Annotated in this window: 16 protein-coding genes; 9 read left to right on the top strand and 7 right to left on the bottom strand. The window is 70.5% G+C overall.

From position 1 onward, the window contains the following. Nucleotides 1–61: 61 nt before the first annotated feature. Nucleotides 62–412, top strand: coding sequence for a VOC family protein (locus AC5P1C_RS33330; protein ID WP_493869697.1), 351 nt, complete (start codon nucleotides 62–64; stop codon nucleotides 410–412). Between the two features lie 18 nt (nucleotides 413–430). Here AC5P1C_RS33330 and AC5P1C_RS33325 read toward each other — a convergent pair whose 3' ends face one another. Together AC5P1C_RS33325 and AC5P1C_RS33320 are read right to left on the bottom strand one after the other, a co-directional pair. After that, on the bottom strand, nucleotides 431–802 hold the full coding sequence (locus AC5P1C_RS33325) for a fic family toxin-antitoxin system, toxin component (RefSeq protein ID WP_493869696.1): 372 nt from the start codon (nucleotides 800–802) through the stop codon (nucleotides 431–433). Between the two features lie 4 nt (nucleotides 803–806). After that, the gene (locus AC5P1C_RS33320; RefSeq protein ID WP_493869695.1) at nucleotides 807–1,034 is read right to left on the bottom strand and encodes an antitoxin; all 228 of its coding nucleotides are present in this window, start codon (nucleotides 1,032–1,034) and stop codon (nucleotides 807–809) included. Nucleotides 1,035–1,231: 197 nt separating this feature from the next. Between AC5P1C_RS33320 and AC5P1C_RS33315 the strand changes: the two genes are divergently transcribed. Both AC5P1C_RS33315 and AC5P1C_RS33310 read left to right on the top strand, forming a co-directional pair. Further along, nucleotides 1,232–2,077 carry an ABC transporter ATP-binding protein gene (locus AC5P1C_RS33315; protein WP_493869694.1) on the top strand — a complete coding sequence of 282 codons (846 nt, stop codon included), beginning with the start codon at nucleotides 1,232–1,234 and terminating at the stop codon, nucleotides 2,075–2,077. Nucleotides 2,078–2,090: 13 nt separating this feature from the next. Beyond that, nucleotides 2,091–4,655 carry an ABC transporter permease gene (locus AC5P1C_RS33310; RefSeq protein WP_493869693.1) on the top strand — a complete coding sequence of 855 codons (2,565 nt, stop codon included), beginning with the start codon at nucleotides 2,091–2,093 and terminating at the stop codon, nucleotides 4,653–4,655. 168 nt (nucleotides 4,656–4,823) lie between these two features. On the opposite strand, the gene AC5P1C_RS33305 is transcribed toward AC5P1C_RS33310, so the two are convergent. Continuing rightward, entirely contained in the window at nucleotides 4,824–6,449 is a 1,626-nt protein-coding gene (locus AC5P1C_RS33305) for an outer membrane protein assembly factor BamB family protein (protein ID WP_493869692.1), read from the bottom strand. 118 nt (nucleotides 6,450–6,567) lie between these two features. Beyond that, entirely contained in the window at nucleotides 6,568–6,879 is a 312-nt protein-coding gene (locus AC5P1C_RS33300) for a hypothetical protein (RefSeq protein WP_493869691.1), read from the bottom strand. Nucleotides 6,880–6,983: 104 nt separating this feature from the next. Between AC5P1C_RS33300 and AC5P1C_RS33295 the strand changes: the two genes are divergently transcribed. The 4 genes from AC5P1C_RS33295 to abc-f all read left to right on the top strand — a co-directional run bounded on the left by AC5P1C_RS33295 (nucleotide 6,984) and on the right by abc-f (nucleotide 11,600). After that, nucleotides 6,984–7,409: a GNAT family N-acetyltransferase gene (locus tag AC5P1C_RS33295; RefSeq protein WP_493869773.1), complete on the top strand. Its 426-nt coding sequence runs from the start codon at nucleotides 6,984–6,986 to the stop codon at nucleotides 7,407–7,409. Between the two features lie 181 nt (nucleotides 7,410–7,590). After that, nucleotides 7,591–8,922 (top strand): hemolysin family protein, encoded by a 1,332-nt coding sequence (locus tag AC5P1C_RS33290; RefSeq protein ID WP_493869690.1) that lies wholly within the window; start codon nucleotides 7,591–7,593, stop codon nucleotides 8,920–8,922. Further along, nucleotides 8,919–9,932: a hemolysin family protein gene (locus AC5P1C_RS33285; protein WP_493869689.1), complete on the top strand. Its 1,014-nt coding sequence runs from the start codon at nucleotides 8,919–8,921 to the stop codon at nucleotides 9,930–9,932. The genes AC5P1C_RS33290 and AC5P1C_RS33285 overlap by 4 nt, the downstream gene beginning before the upstream one ends. A gap of 45 nt (nucleotides 9,933–9,977) precedes the next feature. Next, nucleotides 9,978–11,600, top strand: a complete 1,623-nt coding sequence (gene abc-f, locus AC5P1C_RS33280; protein ID WP_493869688.1) for a ribosomal protection-like ABC-F family protein — start codon at nucleotides 9,978–9,980, stop codon at nucleotides 11,598–11,600. Between the two features lie 9 nt (nucleotides 11,601–11,609). On the opposite strand, the gene AC5P1C_RS33275 is transcribed toward abc-f, so the two are convergent. Both AC5P1C_RS33275 and AC5P1C_RS33270 read right to left on the bottom strand, forming a co-directional pair. After that, the gene (locus AC5P1C_RS33275; RefSeq protein ID WP_493869687.1) at nucleotides 11,610–11,858 is read right to left on the bottom strand and encodes a holin; all 249 of its coding nucleotides are present in this window, start codon (nucleotides 11,856–11,858) and stop codon (nucleotides 11,610–11,612) included. Nucleotides 11,859–11,944: 86 nt separating this feature from the next. Further along, the gene (locus tag AC5P1C_RS33270; RefSeq protein WP_493869686.1) at nucleotides 11,945–12,349 is read right to left on the bottom strand and encodes a cupin domain-containing protein; all 405 of its coding nucleotides are present in this window, start codon (nucleotides 12,347–12,349) and stop codon (nucleotides 11,945–11,947) included. Nucleotides 12,350–12,401: 52 nt separating this feature from the next. Here AC5P1C_RS33270 and AC5P1C_RS33265 point away from each other — a divergent pair, with 52 nt between their 5' ends. Then, complete coding sequence (locus tag AC5P1C_RS33265; protein ID WP_493869685.1) at nucleotides 12,402–13,394, top strand: GlxA family transcriptional regulator; 993 nt, start codon at nucleotides 12,402–12,404, stop codon at nucleotides 13,392–13,394. A 111-nt stretch (nucleotides 13,395–13,505) separates the two neighbouring features. Then, nucleotides 13,506–15,722: a WD40/YVTN/BNR-like repeat-containing protein gene (locus tag AC5P1C_RS33260; RefSeq protein ID WP_493869684.1), complete on the top strand. Its 2,217-nt coding sequence runs from the start codon at nucleotides 13,506–13,508 to the stop codon at nucleotides 15,720–15,722. Nucleotides 15,723–15,751: 29 nt separating this feature from the next. Here the strand turns inward: AC5P1C_RS33260 and AC5P1C_RS33255 are convergent. Continuing rightward, the coding region (locus AC5P1C_RS33255) for an acyltransferase family protein (RefSeq protein WP_493869683.1) at nucleotides 15,752–16,723 on the bottom strand (972 nt) is incomplete at its 5' end.

The following is a 16,723-nucleotide window of genomic DNA, read 5'->3' as shown; positions in this document are numbered from 1 at the left end:
AGGTGCGGCCCGGCGTGCGGCCCGGCGTGCGGCTCTCTCCTGCCGAACTTATCCTCGCCGCATGATCAATGGCGCACACCTCATCATCTACAGCAACGACGCCGAAGCCGACCGAGCGTTCTTCCGCGACGTACTGGAGTACCCCCACGTCGACGCGGGCGGCGGCTGGCTGATCTTCAAGCTGCCGCCGGCCGAGGCCGCGGTCCATCCCACGGCGGGTCCTGGGTCGCACGAGCTCTATCTGATGTGCGACGACGTGGAGGGGACGGTGCGTGAACTGACCGCCAAGGGCGTGCAGTTCACCGAACCGGTCACGGACGCCGGCTGGGGCCTGCTCACCCGCTTCCGGCTGCCGGGCGGCGGCGAGGTCGGCCTGTACGAGCCGCGCCACCCGCGGGCCACCGACCTGTAGCTACAGGCTCCACTTGAGCTACAGGCTCCACTTGCGCAGCTCGTCCGCGATGGCGCGCACGCCCGCCCCGTCCTCCTTCACCAGGCGTGCCAGTTCGCGCACCTGCTCGGGCGAGGTGACGACCTTCAGGCCGCTTGCGACCAGATAGGCGTACGCGACGGACGAGGCGAAGAGGGCGTTGGAGCGCTCCAGGGCCGGGATGTGCAGCAGGACCTGGAGCAGGGCCGCGGCCCGGTCGTACGGGCTTTCGTAGACGGGCACGCCGAATATCTCCGCCTCGTGCCGGCTGACGGCGGCCACCAGGGCACCCCAGTCGGTGACCTGCGGGTCTCCGGGCGTCTTGTGTTCGGCGATCATCAACAGCCAGGCAAGATCGATTCTGAGGTTCAAGGGCTCAACGACGACCCTCGCGCTCGGCACCGAACTCTTCGGCGAAGACGGATTCGTACTGCTTCATGAAGTCGGCCGCGGCCTCGACGAATGTGTGGCCGACCTCGCCGGCGTCCTGTTTGACCAGTTCCTCGATGTAGCGGTTGACGCTCATCCCGCGGGCCAGCGCGCGCTCGCGCGCGGCCCGAGCGGTGTCTTCGTCCACCCGTACGTTCAGCTGGGTCTTCGCCATGCCCTCAAGCTAGCGCTGCGGCGCTAGCACCGGCAAGAGGGCATGGGAGCGTGCGGGGCGCACTGGAGAGGAGCCCGTCCTGTGCCCCTTACATGCGTATCCGGTTCACGACCTTGGAGGGATACCGGCGCCCGTCCCGACCCTCTACTCTCGGCAGGATTACGGGAGTTGGAACGGCCACGACCCAGGAGGCGGCCTTGTCCACACCTGCTTCGGCACCGGTCACCGGTCTCGCGGAGCCCACCAAGATCGCCGCGCGCGCACGCGGTCTGACCAAGGCATACGGCTCCGGCGAGACCACCGTGCTCGCCCTCGACTCGGTCGACGTGGACATCGCACGCGGCCGATTCACCGCGGTCATGGGCCCGTCCGGCTCCGGAAAGTCCACACTCATGCATCTGCTCGCGGGCCTCGACACCGTCTCCGCGGGGCAGGTCTGGCTCGGCGACACCGAGATCACCGGGCTCAAGGAGCGGGAGCTGACGCAGCTGCGGCGGGACCGCATCGGATTCATGTTCCAGTCCTTCAACCTCATCCCCACCCTCAACGCCATCGAGAACATCACCCTCCCGATGGACATCGCGGGCCAGCGACCGGACCGGAAGTGGCTGGAGCACGTCATCGACACGCTCGGCCTGCGCGACCGCCTCAAGCACCGGCCCGCCCAGCTCTCCGGCGGCCAGCAGCAGCGCGTGGCCTGTGCGCGGGCGCTCGCCTCGCGCCCCGAGCTGATCTTCGCGGACGAGCCGACCGGCAACCTCGACTCGCGCGCGGGCCTGGAAGTGCTCGGCTTCCTGCGCGAGGCCGTCGACAAGCTGGAGCAGAGCGTCGTCATGGTGACCCACGACCCGGGCGCCGCCGCCCACGCCGACCTGGTGCTCTTCCTCGCCGACGGCCGGATCGTCGACGAGATGCCGCGCCCGACGGCGGAGTCGGTCCTCGAACGCCTCAAGCGGTTCGACGTGATCCACGCACTGCCGCACGAGAGCCGGGCCGAACCCGACGCCGGTCCGGACGCCGACAGCACACCGGGCCGGGACTAGGCGGTCCGCGGCCATGCTGAAGGCGACGCTCAGGAGCTTCCTCGCACACAAGGGCAGGCTGCTGCTCTCCGCCCTCGCCGTGATCCTCTCGGTCGCGTTCGTCGCGGGCAGCCTCATCTTCTCGGACACCGTGTCCCGCACGTTCGACCGGCTCTTCGCCTCGACGTCCGCCGACGTGACCGTCGAGCCGAAGGAGGACCTCGACGAGGCGGTGCCTTCGGGGCAGACCCCGACGATCCCCGCGAAACTCGCCGACCGCATCGCCGAGATCAACGGGGTCGCGAGGACCCGTGTCGACACGGCCGTCGAGAACATCACGGTCGTCGACAGCAAGAACGACCCGGTGGGCCCCACCACCGGCGCCCCCACCATCGCCACCAACTGGTACGTGACCGACCGCAGCCCCGTCGAGCTGACCTCGGGACAACCCCCGCGCGGCGAGAACCAGGCGTTGCTCGACGCGGACACGGCCGACAAGAAGGACGTGGCGATCGGCGACACCCTCACGGTGCTCGCCGCGCCCGGCTCGTTCAAGGTCGAGATCGTCGGCATCGTCACCTTCACCACCACCAACCCCGGCGCGGCCCTGGTCTTCCTGGACACCCCGACCGCCCAGCGTGAACTCCTGGGCGACAAGGACGCGGCGACGGGCATCTCGGTGGACGCCGCGGCCGGAGTGAGCGACACCGAGCTCAAGCGCCGTATCACCGCCGAACTGGGCTCGGGCTACGACCTCAAGACCGCCGACGAACAGGCCGAATCGGCGGCGTCCGAACTCGGCGGATTCCTCGACGTCATCAAGTACGTGATGCTGGGCTTCGCCGGGATCGCCGTCCTGGTCGGCATCTTCCTGATCGTCAACACCTTCTCGATGCTGATCGCGCAGCGCACCCGCGAACTGGGCCTGCTGCGCGCTCTCGGCGCCGACCGCAGGCAGGTGCGCCGCTCCGTGCTCACCGAGGCGGTCCTGCTCGGCGTGGTCGGCTCGACGGTCGGCCTAGCGGCGGGCATCGGACTCGCGGCCGGGCTCATCGAACTGATGGGCCTGCTCGGGATGAACCTGAAGTCCACCGAAATGGTCATCGGGTGGGGAACTCCCGTGGCCTCGTACGTCGTCGGGGTCGGCGTCACGTTCGTCGCGGCGTACCTCCCGGCCCGTCGCGCGGCCCAGGTCTCGCCGATGGCCGCGCTCGCGGATGCCGAGATCGCGGGTGTGGGACGGCCGTTGAAGATCCGGGCCGCGATCGGCCTGGTCGTGGGTGCCGCCGGGGTCGCCGCTCTCGTGGGCTGCGCCACCGCGGAGAAGACGTCATCGGCCGCGTCCCTGCTCGGCCTCGGCCTGGTCCTCACCCTCATCGCCACCGTGATCGCGGGACCGCTCCTGGTCCGCCCGGTGATCCGGGTGCTCGGCGGCGCGTTCCCCGCCCTGTTCGGCTCGATCGGCCGGATGAGCCAGCGCAACGCGCTGCGCAACCCGCGCCGCACGGGCGCCACGGCCGCCGCGCTGATGGTGGGCCTGGCCCTGGTGAGCGGCATGTCGGTGGCGAGCGCGTCGATGACCAAGTCGTTCGACGAACAGATCGACAAGACGCTGGGCGCCGACTTCGTCGTACAGAACAGCAACTTCATGCCGTTCTCGCAGGAGATCACCGAGAAGGTGCGGGACACCGGGGGCGCCGGGCTCGTCGTGCGCCAGCGCTTCGCGCCCGTGAAGGTGTCCATGCCGGACGGCAAGAGCGTGGAGACGACCGCGGCGGGCTACGACGAGCGCCTCGACGACGTCGCCCGCGTCACGTACGTCGAAGGCGGCACCACCGAAGCGCTCGCGCCCGGAAACATCGCCATGCAGCGGGACTTCGCGCGGGACCACAAGGCGCGCGTGGGTTCCAAGCTGCCGGTGGAGTTCCCCGGCGGTCGCAAGACCGAGCTGACAGTGGGCGCGCTCACCGACCAGCCGGGATCCGAGGGCTTCGGCCTCGAGGGCGGGCTCTTCTTCGGCATGGAGACTGTCGAGGAGTTCGTGCCGGGCGGTCAGGACTCCGCGGTGTACGTGAACGCGGCCTCGGGCACGGGAGCCGACACGTTGCGCGACCGGCTCGAAAAGACCCTTGACCCGTATCCGCAGGTGCAGGTCCGCGACCAGGCCGACTACAAGGAACTGATCCGCGAGCAGATCGCCGTGATGCTCTACCTCGTCTACGCGCTCCTCGGCCTGGCGATCATCATCGCGGTCCTCGGCGTCATCAACACCCTTGCCCTGTCGGTCGTCGAGCGCACCCGCGAGATCGGTCTGCTGCGCGCCATCGGGCTCGCACGACGGCAGTTGCGCCGGATGATCCGCCTGGAATCGGTGGTGATCGCGGTGTTCGGCGCGCTGCTCGGGCTCGCCCTCGGTCTGGTGTGGGGCGTCGCCGCGCAGCAGGTGCTCGCGCTGCAGGGCATGACGGCGTTCGCGATCCCCTGGACGACGGTGATCGCGGTGCTCATCGGGTCGGTGGTCGTCGGCCTCGCGGCGGCACTGCTGCCCGCGCTGCGCGCATCGCGCATGAATGTCCTGGCGGCCATCGCGCACGAGTGATGGACTGGGGCGGTCGTCAGCAACTGCTGTACGCGTGAGGAGAGTTCATGGCTCGCCCCTTCCCGGGAGCGGTTCGGGTTGTCGTACCTCACCGCCCTCGAACCGTACTTCGAGGCGTTCGGCCCGGTCATCGAGGAGCTGCACGGCGAGTAGGAGCTGTCCGGCGGACTACTTGGCGGCGAAGCCGTACATCATGATCGTTTCCTTGCTCCCGGAGTACTGGGCGAGCAGATCGGAGCTGACGAACAGCTTGTTGTGGGTGAAGACGATTTCGGACCGCAGGGCCGGCAGCGTGCTGGGCCGGGTCGTGGACTCCAACAGCACCTTCTCCTGCTTCAGGGTCCTGCCGTCGAGGGAGACCACCTGCGTGCCCGGGGAGCTCCTGTAGACGAGGACGTCCCCGCCGTCCATGCGGATCGGGAAGATCGGCGCGCTGTCGCCCGACGAGGCCCGCTCCCCCGTGGTCTTCCCCGTGGCCAGGGAGAAGGCGACGACGTCGTTCGTCCTGGAGTACTTCTTCGTCCCGTCGCGTTCCTCGGTAGCGGCGTACAGCTTGCCGTTGCCCACCGTGATGCCCCGGCAGTCCTGGACGATGGACGCGGTGCCGCACTCGTGCAGGTACTTGTCGTCGGGCAGCGCGATCCTCGTATGCCGCTTGGTGCGCTCGTCGAAGGCGAAGACGTCCGTCGCACCCGATCCGCTGATCTTTCCGGAGTCGACGGCGACGACCAGGGGATCGGCGGAGATCACACTGGGTGAGGTGACGCCGTCGGGGAGCTTGTGGCTCACCTTCGACGCACCCGTCCGCGAGTCCAAGACCTCGACCCGGTAGCGCTCCGAGCCGAAATCACCACAAGAGTGGACCGCCACGAGACGCTCGCCGCCGCCGTAGCCGACATCGTGGCACTTCTCCCCCTGCTTCGGCTCCCACAGGATCCTCCCGCTGCGCAGGTCGAACGCCGCGCCGCCGTACAGACCACCGACCGCCACCGTGTCACCGCTGATGGTGACCTGGTTGAACACGGTCTTCTCCTTCTGGTGGCCGATGGTGATCGACTTGGCCCAGAGCTTCTCGCCGGTGTCCACGTCGAAGGCGGTGACCTCGGTGCACGCGTCCTTGAAGCCCTTGTCGTCGTGCACCTTCGCCCCCGTGACGACGACGGCGATGTTGCCCTTGCCCAGGTCCGGGGAGCCCGCGCACGATTCCCCCGGCTTCGGCAGGCGCCAGAGCCCCTTTCCCGACGTGGCGTCGACGCCGACGATCGCTTCGACCGAGGCCTTCGCGTACACCTGGTCGGTGAGCCAGGACCCCTCTGCCTTCCAAGTGGTCTCCCCCTTCGGCAACTTCGGCTGCACGGCCTTGGTCGTGAAGAAGGTCTTGGGGTCCCTCGGCACCTTCTCCTTGGGCTTCTCATACTTGGGCCCCGCGCCGTCGCCGCCAGGCCTGGCCGCGGTCTTGCCCTTCGACCCGTCGCCGGACGAGCCGGCGTACCAGACTCCGCCGCCGACGATCAGGGCGATCGCGGCGACGACAGAGACGACGATCGCGGTGCGGCGGCCCGGCCGTCCGCCTCCTCCGCCCGCCGGCGGGAGGGGCGCCGGTATCGGCTGGTGGGCGTGGGGAGGGCCGAAGCCGCCGGGCGGCGGGCCGACGGGAGGGCCGAAGCCCGGTGTCCGCCCCTGCTCAGGCGGGCCGAAGGCGCCTTGCGGGGGCGGGCCAAAGGCTCCCTGCGAAGGCACGGGGCCCTGAGGGGGCTGCGGGGACTGCCCAGGGGGCGGCGGGGGCTGCGTCATCGTGGCTCCACTGCTGGTGCGGGTAGGGGTGTCTGCTGCTCGGCCGGGGTGTCACCGGCGGTGGGGGCATGGGGGGCATGGCATCTGAGGCACCCCGCCGGGCGCCTCACCGGGCGCCTCACCGGGCGTCGCCGGGCGCCCCGCCGTCCTTCCCGTCACCCTTCCGGCCGGACTCCATGTCCCCAGGGGCCGAATCCCGCCTGCCCTCCGGCGCCTTGCTCGACCCCGCCGCGACGGGTTCGCGGGAACCGCTCCCCTCTCCGTCCGCCCGCGTGACGGCGTAGAGGCCCACGCCGATCAGGACCAGGGCGACAGCGCCGGCACCGAGGGCCACGCCGAACCTCCGCCTGGGGCCCGCGGAGGGCGGTCGCTGGGCGTACGGGTGGCCGGGCACCGGTCGGTGCACCGGCTCTGACTCAGGATTGACCATGATTCAGATTCTGAACCAAGCACCCCTGTTTCTAGAGCCATTTTCTAGAAATTCTTTCGGCGCAGACTTTGCGCCAGCATCTCCCCATGAGCGATCTCCACCACATGAGCGATCTCCACATCCGCTGCGCGACCCCGTCCGACATCGACGCCGTGCTGCGCTTCTGGCACGAAGCCGCAGAGGGCACCAGCATCAGCGACGACCACGCCGGAGTGGCCCGTCTCGTCGCACGGGACCCCGAGGCCCTGCTGCTGGCGGAGCGCGACAGCCGGATCGCCGGGACCGTGATAGCCGGCTTCGACGGCTGGCGCTGCCACCTCTACCGCCTCGCCGTACACCCGGACCACCGCCGCCAGGGCATCGGCTCGGCGCTGCTCGCCGCGGCTGAGGAGCGTTTCGTGGACCTCGGCGGGCGCCGCGGCGACGCCATGGTCCTGGACCGCAATGAGCCGGCGCACCACACGTGGCACGCTGCGGGCTACGCTCCCCAGCCGCAGTGGAGCCGCTGGGTGAAGCACCTCGCCGACTGAACGGCCGAGCCGCGGGTACCCGCGGACAGCCCGCAGGAGTGGACTTTGCAGGTCCTTTAATATGGATGGACCACTCGAACGTCAACGAAAGGTGTGAGCGTCCGCCCATGGGCGAGCCTCCCAGTACCCGCCATCGCGCATTCCCCCGGTCCCTGCCCGATCATGGGACGGAGGTGACCCGATGACCGAAGTGCTCCTGCTCCTCGTGGCGGTGCTGCTCTCGCTGGCCTGCGGGGTCTTCGTCGCGGCCGAGTTCTCCCTCACGACGGTCGAGCGCAGCGAGCTCGAGCGCGCCGCCGAACGGGGCGAGCGCGGCGCCGCGGGCGCCCTCAAGGCCGTCAAGAACCTCACCTTCCAGCTCTCCGGGGCCCAGCTGGGCATCACCGTCACCAACCTGGTCGTCGGCATGCTCTCCGAGTCCTCCATCGCCAAGCTGATCTCGGGCCCGCTGCGCGCCATGGGCATCCCCAGTTCTGCGGCCTCATCGATCGCCCTGGTGATCGGCACGGCCCTGTCGACCGTCTTCCTGATGGTCGTCGGCGAGCTGGTCCCCAAGAACTGGGCGATCTCGTCACCGCTGGCCGTCGCCAAGCGGGTGGCGACACCGCAGCGCCTGTTCAGCTCCCTGTTCCGCCCCTTCATCGCGCATCTGAACAACACCGCGAACCGCTCCGTACGCCGCTTCGGCATCCAGCCCACCGAGGAGCTGGCCTCCGCGCGCAGCCCCAAGGAGCTGGTCGCGCTCGCCCGGCACTCCGCCAAGGAGGGCTCCCTGGAGGCGGACACCGCCGAGCTGTTCGTCCGCACCCTGAACCTCGCCGACCTCAGTGCGGAGAACGTGATGACGCCGCGCGTCCAGGTCATGGCGCTCGACGTGATGGCCACCTGCGAGGACGTCGCGAACGCCACCCGGGCGACGGGCCTGTCCCGCTTCCCCGTCTACCGCGGCAACCTCGACTCCGTCGTCGGTGTCGCGCACATCAAGGACGTCCTGGCCGTCCCGGCCGAGCGCAGGGCCCGCTTCCCCGTCGCGGAGCTGATGCGCGAGCCCCTCCTCGTACCGGAGTCGCTGACCGTCGACCGCCTGCTCGACCGGCTCTCCGGGAAGCGCACGATGGCCGTGGTCATCGACGAGTACGGCGGCACGGCCGGCGTCGCGACCCTGGAGGACATCGTCGAGGAGGTCGTCGGCGAGGTGCGGGACGAGCACGACCCGCACGAGACGCCCGACATCGCCGCGGCCGGCACGGACGAGGACGGCCGGACCACGTACTCCGCCGACGGCTCGGCCCGCACCGACCAGCTGGCCCGCGTCGGCCTGCGCGCGCCGGACGGACCGTACGAGACGCTCGCCGGACTCGTCGCGACCGAGCTGGGCCGCATCCCGGCCAAGGGCGACAGCGTCGAGGTGGACCGCTGGCGGCTCGACGTCGTGGACGCCCGTGGCCGCCGCGCGGCCCGCGTGCTGCTGCACGCGCCCCTGCACGACGACCACCTGGAGGAGGAGCGATGATCGCCGTCCAGTTGCTGATCGGCCTGGCGACCCTCGTCGTCAACGCCTTCTTCGTGGGCGCCGAGTTCGCCCTCATCTCCGTACGAAGGAGCCAGATCGAGCCGTACGCCGAGGACGGCGACCGGCGGGCCAAGAGCGTGCTGTGGGGTCTGCAGCACGTCTCCGCGCTGCTCGCCGCGGCGCAGCTCGGCATCACGCTGTGCACGCTGGTGCTCGGCATCGTCGCCGAACCGGCCATCGCGCATCTCCTCGAGCCGATGTTCGACGGAGTAGGGGTGCCGCACGGTCTGGTCCACCCGATCTCGTTCGTGATCGCCCTGGCGCTCGCGACGTATCTGCACATGCTGCTCGGCGAGATGATCCCCAAGAACATCTCGCTGGCCGAGCCAGTGCGCACGGCGCTGCTGCTCGGCCCGCCGCTGGTCGCGATCGCGCGGGCGCTTCGCCCGGTCATCTTCGCGATCAACGCGTTCGCCAACGGCCTGCTGAAACTGCTCAGGGTCGAGACGAAGGACGAGGTGAGCGCGAGCTTCTCGGACGACGAGCTGGCCCGGATGGTCAGGGACTCCAGCGAAGCGGGTCTGATCGACGACCGGGCCCAGGAGCGGCTGCATGACGCCCTGGAGCTGGGCCGCCGTCCCGTCAGGGATGTGGTGCTCCCGCTGGAGAGCGTGGTCTACGCCCGGGTGGGCGTGACGCCCGAGGAACTGGAGCGGCTCTCTGCGGAGTCCGGCTTCTCGCGCTTCCCCGTCGTGGACGACGGCCGTCGCATCGTGGGCTATCTGCACGTCAAGGACGCGCTCGACCGGATGCCGCGCGACCTGCCGTTCCGGGTGCCGGACATGCGGAAGATCGCCCAGGTCCGCGAGACCACACCGCTGGACGACGTCCTGACCGCGATGCGCGGCAGCCGCACGCACGTGGCGGCGGTGCTCGGCTCCGACGGCAGGCTGGCCGGCATGGTCACGATGGAGGACGTACTGCGGGAGCTGTTCGGCCAGCCCGCCTGAAAGCGATACTGAAGCTGCCGTTCTGAAGCGAGGGGGAAGCGCGCCGTGAGTCAACTCGTCCTGCGTGACGTGTCGTACGGCTATCCGGACCGGCCCGTCCTGGAACGGGTCTCCCTGGCGGTGCGGCCCGGCGAGAAGGCCTGCGTCATCGGTGAGAACGGCTCGGGGAAGTCGACGCTCCTGCGTCTGACGGCGGGCGAGTTCGTGCCCGCCGACGGCGAGGTGGCCGTCGTCTCGGAGGGCGGCACCGGCTATCTCGCGCAGACCCTGCGCCTGCCTCCGCACGCCACCGTGCAGGACGCGGTGGACGACGCGCTGGCCGAACTGCGGGACCTGGAGCGGCGGATCCGGGAGGCGGAGGACTCGCTCGGCTCGGCTGGGCCGGACGGTCTTGCCGCGTACGGAGACCTCATCGCCGCCTTCGAGGCACGTGACGGCTACCGCGCCGACGCGCGCCTCGAAGCCGCCCTGCACGGCCTCGGCGTACCGCATCTGGAGCGCTCCCGACCCCTGGGCTCGCTCTCCGGCGGCGAGGCCGCGCGCCTCGCGCTCGCCTGCGTCCTGGCCCCGCAGCCCGAACTGCTCCTCCTGGACGAGCCGACGAACCACCTGGACGATCAGGCGCTCGGCTGGCTGGAGGAGCGGCTGCGCGCCCACCGGGGCACGGTCGTCGCCGTCACCCACGACCGGGTCTTCCTCGACCGGGTCGCCGAGGTGATCGTCGAGGTCGACGGCGACCGCAGGTCCGTGGCCCGCTTCGGCGGCGGCTGGCACGGCTACCTGGAGCAGCGCGCCACGGCCCGGCGCCGCTGGGAGGAGCGCTACCGGGAGTGGAGCGAGGAGGTCGCGCGCCAGGAGCGTCTCGCGGAGAGCGGTTCCGACCGTCTCGCGACGGGCTGGCGGATGAGCGAGAGTCCCCGCTTCGCGGGCCATCAGCGATCGGTGGAGGGGCAGATCTCCGGCCTCGTCCGCAACGCGCGCGAGCGGCTGCGCAGACTGCACGCGGATCCGGTCCCGCGCCCGCCCGACCCGCTGCACTTCACGCCCGGTGAGGGCATCGAGGGCGGCGACCACCCCTTCGTACACCCGGTCGCGCTGACGGAGGTCGCGGTCGACGGACGCCTCACGGTCGACCGCCTGCTCCTCGATCCCGGTTCGCGCACGCTGGTGACCGGGACGAACGGCGCCGGCAAGTCGACACTGCTCGCCGTCCTGGCGGGGGTCCTTCCACCGGACCACGGCGAGGCCCAACTACCGGCCCGCATCGGCTACTTGCCGCAGGAGATCGAGTACATCACCGACGAGGACACGACGAGGCCCCTGCTCGACGCCTTCGCGGCGGGCCTGGCGGGCCTGCCCGAGGACCACGCCCAGAGGCTCCTCTCCCTCGGCCTCTTCCGCGAGGAGGACCTGGAGGTCCCGGTGAAGGGACTCTCGGTGGGCCAGCGCCGACGCCTGGCGCTGGCCCGCCTGGTGACCCGCCCGGCCGACCTCCTGCTCCTCGACGAGCCGACGAACCACCTCTCCCCCGCACTGGTCGAGGAGCTCGACGAGGCACTGGCGGGATATCGCGGCACGCTGGTCGTGGTGTCGCACGACCGGAGGCTGCGGGAGCGGTTCCGGGGCGAGCGGCTTTCGGTGGAGTCCGGCCGGGTGGTCAGCCCCTAGGACCGGTCGTCAGACTCCCGCCTGCCCCCCGCGGGCGGACGGCGTCTCCATGATGCCGGGCCCGCGCCCCCCGACGTTCGCGGCGCCGACCGCCGTGAGCACCGCGAGCAGCGTCGCCATCCCCGCGGTGGCGAGCGCCGCCTTCCACTCGACGTCCAGGAGGGTGGTCGCCCCGGCGACCAGGACGGCGGCGAGCGACTGCGCGAAGGTACGGAGCGCACGCTCCGCGGTGGCCTTCCAGAATCCAGCGGTCCACATGTCTGGCCCACCCTCTCGTCGTTGACGGGTCAACACCTGGCATACCGCTGATCTGTGCCGCTGCCCAGAAGGTCGGCGGGCCGCCCTCAGAGTTCGAGGCTGTGGCCCGTCGTCGCGTCGACGTGGGCCGGGATCTCGTCGTGGCGGTCGCCCACCGTCGGGGTGCCTGTGGGTTCGAAGACGAGGATCCTGGCGCCGGACGGGGCGGACGGCTTGTGTTCCGTGCCGTGCGGGACCGTGAAGACGGCGTCCTTGGGGAGGGTGACCGTGCGTTCGCCGGTCGGCTCGCGCAGGGAGATGCGCAGTTCGCCCTCCAGGACCAGGAAGAACTCGTCGGTGTCGTCGTGGACGTGCCAGAGGTGGTCGCCCTCGACCTTGGCCACGCGTACGTCGTAGTCGTTGACGCGGGTGACGATGCGGGGGCTCCACAGGGCGTCGAAAGAGGCCAGGGCCTTGCTGAGGGCGATCGGTTCGTTCGGTTGGCTGTTCATGTGTCCAGCTTCCGGCGGTCGCCTCCACTGTCGTGAGTGGTAGAAATGGCGTATGTCGCAAGAATCCTCTCAGGGCCCAGAGGAAGGGGAGCTGCACCGCGTCGTCGTGATCGTCGACGCCAACTCCAATCCCTTCGAGCTCGGGTGCGCCACCGAAGTATTCGGCCTACGCAGGCCCGAACTCGGGCGTGAGATCTATGAGTTCGCGTTGTGCTCGCCCGAGCCGCGCACCCTGATGCGGGACGGCTTCTTCACGCTCACCGGCGTCTCGGGACTGGACGCGGCGGACTCCGCGGACACCCTGATCGTGCCCAATCGGCCCGACATCGAGGTTCCCCGGCGCCCTGCCGTCCTAGACACGGTTCGCCGGGCGCATGCCCGCGGGGCTCGGCTCGTCGGGTTCTGCAGCGGTGCCTTCACACTCGCCGAGGCCGGTGTCCTCGACGGGCGCCGGGCCACCGCGCACTGGCAGTGGGCGGACGACTTCCGGGCCCGCTTCCCCGGCGTACAGCTCGAACCGGACGTGCTCTTCGTCGACGACGGCGACATCCTCACCGCCGCGGGCAGCGCCGCAGCCCTCGACCTCGGGCTGCATCTGGTCCGCCGCGACCACGGAGCCGAGGTCGCCAACGCGGTGAGCCGGCGCCTCGTCTTCGCCGCCCACCGGGACGGCGGTCAGCGGCAGTTCGTGGAACGGCCGGTGCCGGATGTGCCCGACGAGTCGCTTGCGCCGGTCCTCGCCTGGGCCCAGGAACGGCTCGACTCACCCCTCTCAGTACCGGACCTCGCGGCACGCGCCGCGCTCAGCCCCGCGACCCTGCACCGCCGCTTCCAGGCCCAGCTCGGCACCACTCCCCTGGCCTGGCTCACCGGCGAACGTCTCGCGCTGGCCTGCCGGTTGATCGAGCGGGGCGTGGCGCCCTTCGAAACGGTCGCGCGGCGCAGCGGGCTCGGCACCACCGCCAATCTGCGCGCCCTCATGCGCCGCGAGACAGGGCTTACCCCCTCGGCGTACCGGCGCCGGTTCGGGCCCGCACCGGACTAGTTCAGCCACAACGGCCTGGTTGCGACCTACTGCTCCTCCCTTCCCTCCCCTAACGTCAGCACCGCTTGAAGTGGCCATGACTAAGGACGAAGAAGGAAGAAGAGGGAGCCCATGCGCAGACGCCTGCTTCACCTGGTCCTCGCCCCGCTCGCGGGTGTCCTGCTGGTCACGGCGCCGGCCTCCGCGGCGCCCCCGCCACCGGGGGACGTGTACCGCCCCGTACGCGGCCCGGCCGCGCCCGCCGAGTACCGCTATCTGCAAAAGACCGTCCCGGGAGAGTCGATTCCGCGCCACGCGCACGAGGACGCCGCCGCGCAGGCCCGCGAACTCCCCACCACCGGCGGCCGGTGGAAGTCAGTGGGGCCGACCAACATCGGCGGGCGCGTCGTCTCCCTCGCCCTCGACCCCAAGCGCGCTGACACCCTGTACGCAGCCGCGGCCAGCGGCGGCGTCTGGCGCAGCACGGACGCCGGGCAGACCTTCAAGTCCGCGTGGCCCGACAGCTGGACGCAGTCGATGGGCGCGCTCGCCACGGGACCCGACGGCACCCTGTACGCGGGGACCGGCGAGCCCAACCCCGGCGGCGGCAGCATCACGTACGAAGGAACGGGCCTCTACCGCAGCACCGACGGCGGCAAGCACTGGAAGCGGTCCGGGCTGCGCGACTCGGGCGCGATCAGCGCCATCACGGTGGACCCGGCCAACCCCCGGCGCATCTACGTGGCCGCGGCCGGTTCGCTCTACAACGGCGGCGGCGACCGCGGCGTCTACCGCTCGGAGAACGGCGGCAGGACCTGGCAGCGCATCCTCACCGGCGCGAACGAGTTCACCGGCGCCACCGAGATCGTCGTCCAGGGCAAGAAGCTGTACGCCGTGCTGTGGGACCACCGCCGCACGCCGGAACGCCGTACCTACGGCGGTGAGGGCTCCGGCATCTTCCGCTCCGGCGACGACGGCAAGACGTGGAAGCGGCTCGGCGGGGGCCTGCCCGCGCAGGGTCCGGACGTGGGACGGATCGGTCTCGCCGTCGCGGGGGAGCGCGCCTACGCCATCGTCAACAAGACGGACGGCCCCTTCGAGGGCTTCTACGCCTCGACGGACGCGGGCGACACCTGGAAGCGGACCCCGGCCGACAAGAACCTCACCGACTCGCAGTCCACGTTCGGCTGGTGGTTCGGCAAGATCTGGACCGACCCCCGCGACGCCGAGCACGTGCACGTCGCCGGAGTCCCGCTGATGACGTCGAAGGACGGCGCCGCCACCTGGACGGCCGACGACACCAGCATCCACGTCGACCAGCACGCGATGATCTGGGACCCGCGCCACCCCGGCCGCGTCTACCTGGGCAACGACGGCGGCGTCTACCGCTCCGACGCGAAAGGCGACGGTGGCTGGGTCAAGGCGCGCCACGAGCCGTACACCCAGCTCTACAGCGCGGCGATATCTCCCCAGGACACCTCACGGATCTCCGGCGGCTCACAGGACAACGGCTCGATACGTTCCTGGGGCGGCGACCGCTTCAACGAATACCTCGGCGGTGACGGCGAGGAGAACCTGATCAACCCGACCGACGTGGACAACGTCTACGCCTGCTACCAGTACGGCAACTGCTTCAGCTCCACCGACGGCGGCGACACTCTCACGTACTTCGCGGACAAGACGACGTTCCAGCGCAGGAACTGGTTCACGCCGGTCGTCTTCGACCCCCGTGATCCGAAGATCCTCTACTACGGCTCCGAGGTGCTCAACCGCTCCACGGACGGCGGTGCCACCTGGCAGGCCATCAGCCCCGACCTGTCGGGCGGCCCCGGCCCCGACCCGATCTACACCAACTACGGCACGATCACCTCGATCGCCCCGGCCGCGGACGGCCGCAGCATCTACGCCGGCACGGACGACGGCCGCGTCTGGGTCACGAAGGACCGGGGCGCGCACTGGACGAAGCTCGCCGAGGGGCTCCCCTGGGTGACCCGCATCGTCGTCGACCCGCGTGACGCCGACCGCGTGTACACCACCCACTCCGCCTACCGTTCCGGCTCCGGCACGCCGCACGTCTACGGCAGCACGGACGGCGGCGCGCACTGGAGGAACCTGTCGGGCGACCTGCCGGACGCGCCCGTCAACGACCTCGTCATCGCACGGGGCGGCAAGCTCCACATCGGCACCGACCAGGGGGTGTTCACCTCCGGCTCGAAGGGAGGCCACTGGGCGCGCCTGGGCAGCGGGATGCCCGCGGTGCCGGTGGACGACATCGAGTACGACGCGGGGAACCACCGCCTGGTGGCCGCGACGTTCGGCAGAGGTTTCTACGAGCTGACCACTGCCTGATCCACGCCTGTCAGCCTGATCCAGGCCTGTCAGCGCCGCCGGTGCATGCCTCGGCCTCGTGCCACCGCCTTCGCGTCCTTCTTGAAGGCCCACTCCATGTCGGGCTCCATCGCGAACCGGAAGAGGCGCTGCACCGGCGGCGTGCAGAGCGCGGTGATGAGGGCCGCCGCGCCGAGGGTGACCGTGATCTCACCGAGCGGTGTGTGCAGCCAGTCGAGGTCGTACCAGTCCCAGAAGCGGGAGCCCTTGGCGATGAACCCGTGCAGCAGATAGCCGTAGAGCGTGCCCGCACCCAGCGCGGTGAACCAGAGCCTGCGGCCGGGGACCCAGGCGAAGAAGCACGCGACGAGGATCGCCGAGCAGCCGAACATCGCGAGGGTCATCACGGCCCCGGACCAGCCGGGCGCGGCCAACTCCTGTGCGCTGTCCCGGCGGTAGAACCAGGCGGCGTTCATGCGTGGCGCCGCCCAGTACGCGAACAGCAGGGCTCCCGCGAAGACCGGCAGCGCCAGGATGCGGGCTTCCTTGCGGCGCACGATCTGGAAGTGCTCGGGCTTCAGGACGAGGCCGAGGACGAAGAACGGCAGGAACTGCAGCACCCGCTGCAGGTCCAGGTCGTCGCCGATGTCCGGCGACACGGACGCGAGCACGGCGATGGCCAGCGCTATCGGCAGCGGCCGGCGCATGACCTTCCACAGCGGGGTGGTCAGCCGCCAGACGAACAACGCGCCCAGGAACCAGGTGAGGTACCAGGGGTCGAGCAGGCTGATCGGGTACGTCGGGTCGTCGTCCGCCCAGCGCTTGAAGAAGGTGTACGCGACCTCGAAGAGGACGTAGGGGACCGCGATGCCCGTCACCAGGCGCTTGAGGCGGCCGGGGCTCGCGTCGAAACTCCGCGAAAAATAGCCGGAGATGACGATGAACGCGGGCATGTGGAAGGTGTAGACGGTGATGTAGAGCGCGGCCGCCGCCCTGCTGTCACCGCGCAGCGGCTCCCACGC

It is taken from the genome of Streptomyces sp. A18 (assembly GCF_059026065.1).
This window is presented reverse-complemented; position numbering and strand designations above follow the sequence as displayed.

Bases quoted from the DNA above. Each gene is read 5' to 3' on its own strand.
- AC5P1C_RS33330 (WP_493869697.1), top strand. From the start codon at position 62: ATGATCAATGGCGCACACCTCATCATCTACAGCAACGACGCCGAAGCC.
- AC5P1C_RS33320 (WP_493869695.1), bottom strand. From the start codon at position 1,034: ATGGCGAAGACCCAGCTGAACGTACGGGTGGACGAAGACACCGCTCGG.
- AC5P1C_RS33310 (WP_493869693.1), top strand. From the start codon at position 2,091: ATGCTGAAGGCGACGCTCAGGAGCTTCCTCGCACACAAGGGCAGGCTG.
- AC5P1C_RS33305 (WP_493869692.1), bottom strand. From the start codon at position 6,449: ATGACGCAGCCCCCGCCGCCCCCTGGGCAGTCCCCGCAGCCCCCTCAG.
- AC5P1C_RS33300 (WP_493869691.1), bottom strand. From the start codon at position 6,879: ATGGTCAATCCTGAGTCAGAGCCGGTGCACCGACCGGTGCCCGGCCAC.
- AC5P1C_RS33295 (WP_493869773.1), top strand. From the start codon at position 6,984: ATGAGCGATCTCCACATCCGCTGCGCGACCCCGTCCGACATCGACGCC.
- AC5P1C_RS33290 (WP_493869690.1), top strand. From the start codon at position 7,591: ATGACCGAAGTGCTCCTGCTCCTCGTGGCGGTGCTGCTCTCGCTGGCC.
- AC5P1C_RS33285 (WP_493869689.1), top strand. From the start codon at position 8,919: ATGATCGCCGTCCAGTTGCTGATCGGCCTGGCGACCCTCGTCGTCAAC.
- AC5P1C_RS33275 (WP_493869687.1), bottom strand. From the start codon at position 11,858: ATGTGGACCGCTGGATTCTGGAAGGCCACCGCGGAGCGTGCGCTCCGT.
- AC5P1C_RS33270 (WP_493869686.1), bottom strand. From the start codon at position 12,349: ATGAACAGCCAACCGAACGAACCGATCGCCCTCAGCAAGGCCCTGGCC.
- AC5P1C_RS33265 (WP_493869685.1), top strand. From the start codon at position 12,402: ATGTCGCAAGAATCCTCTCAGGGCCCAGAGGAAGGGGAGCTGCACCGC.
- AC5P1C_RS33260 (WP_493869684.1), top strand. From the start codon at position 13,506: ATGCGCAGACGCCTGCTTCACCTGGTCCTCGCCCCGCTCGCGGGTGTC.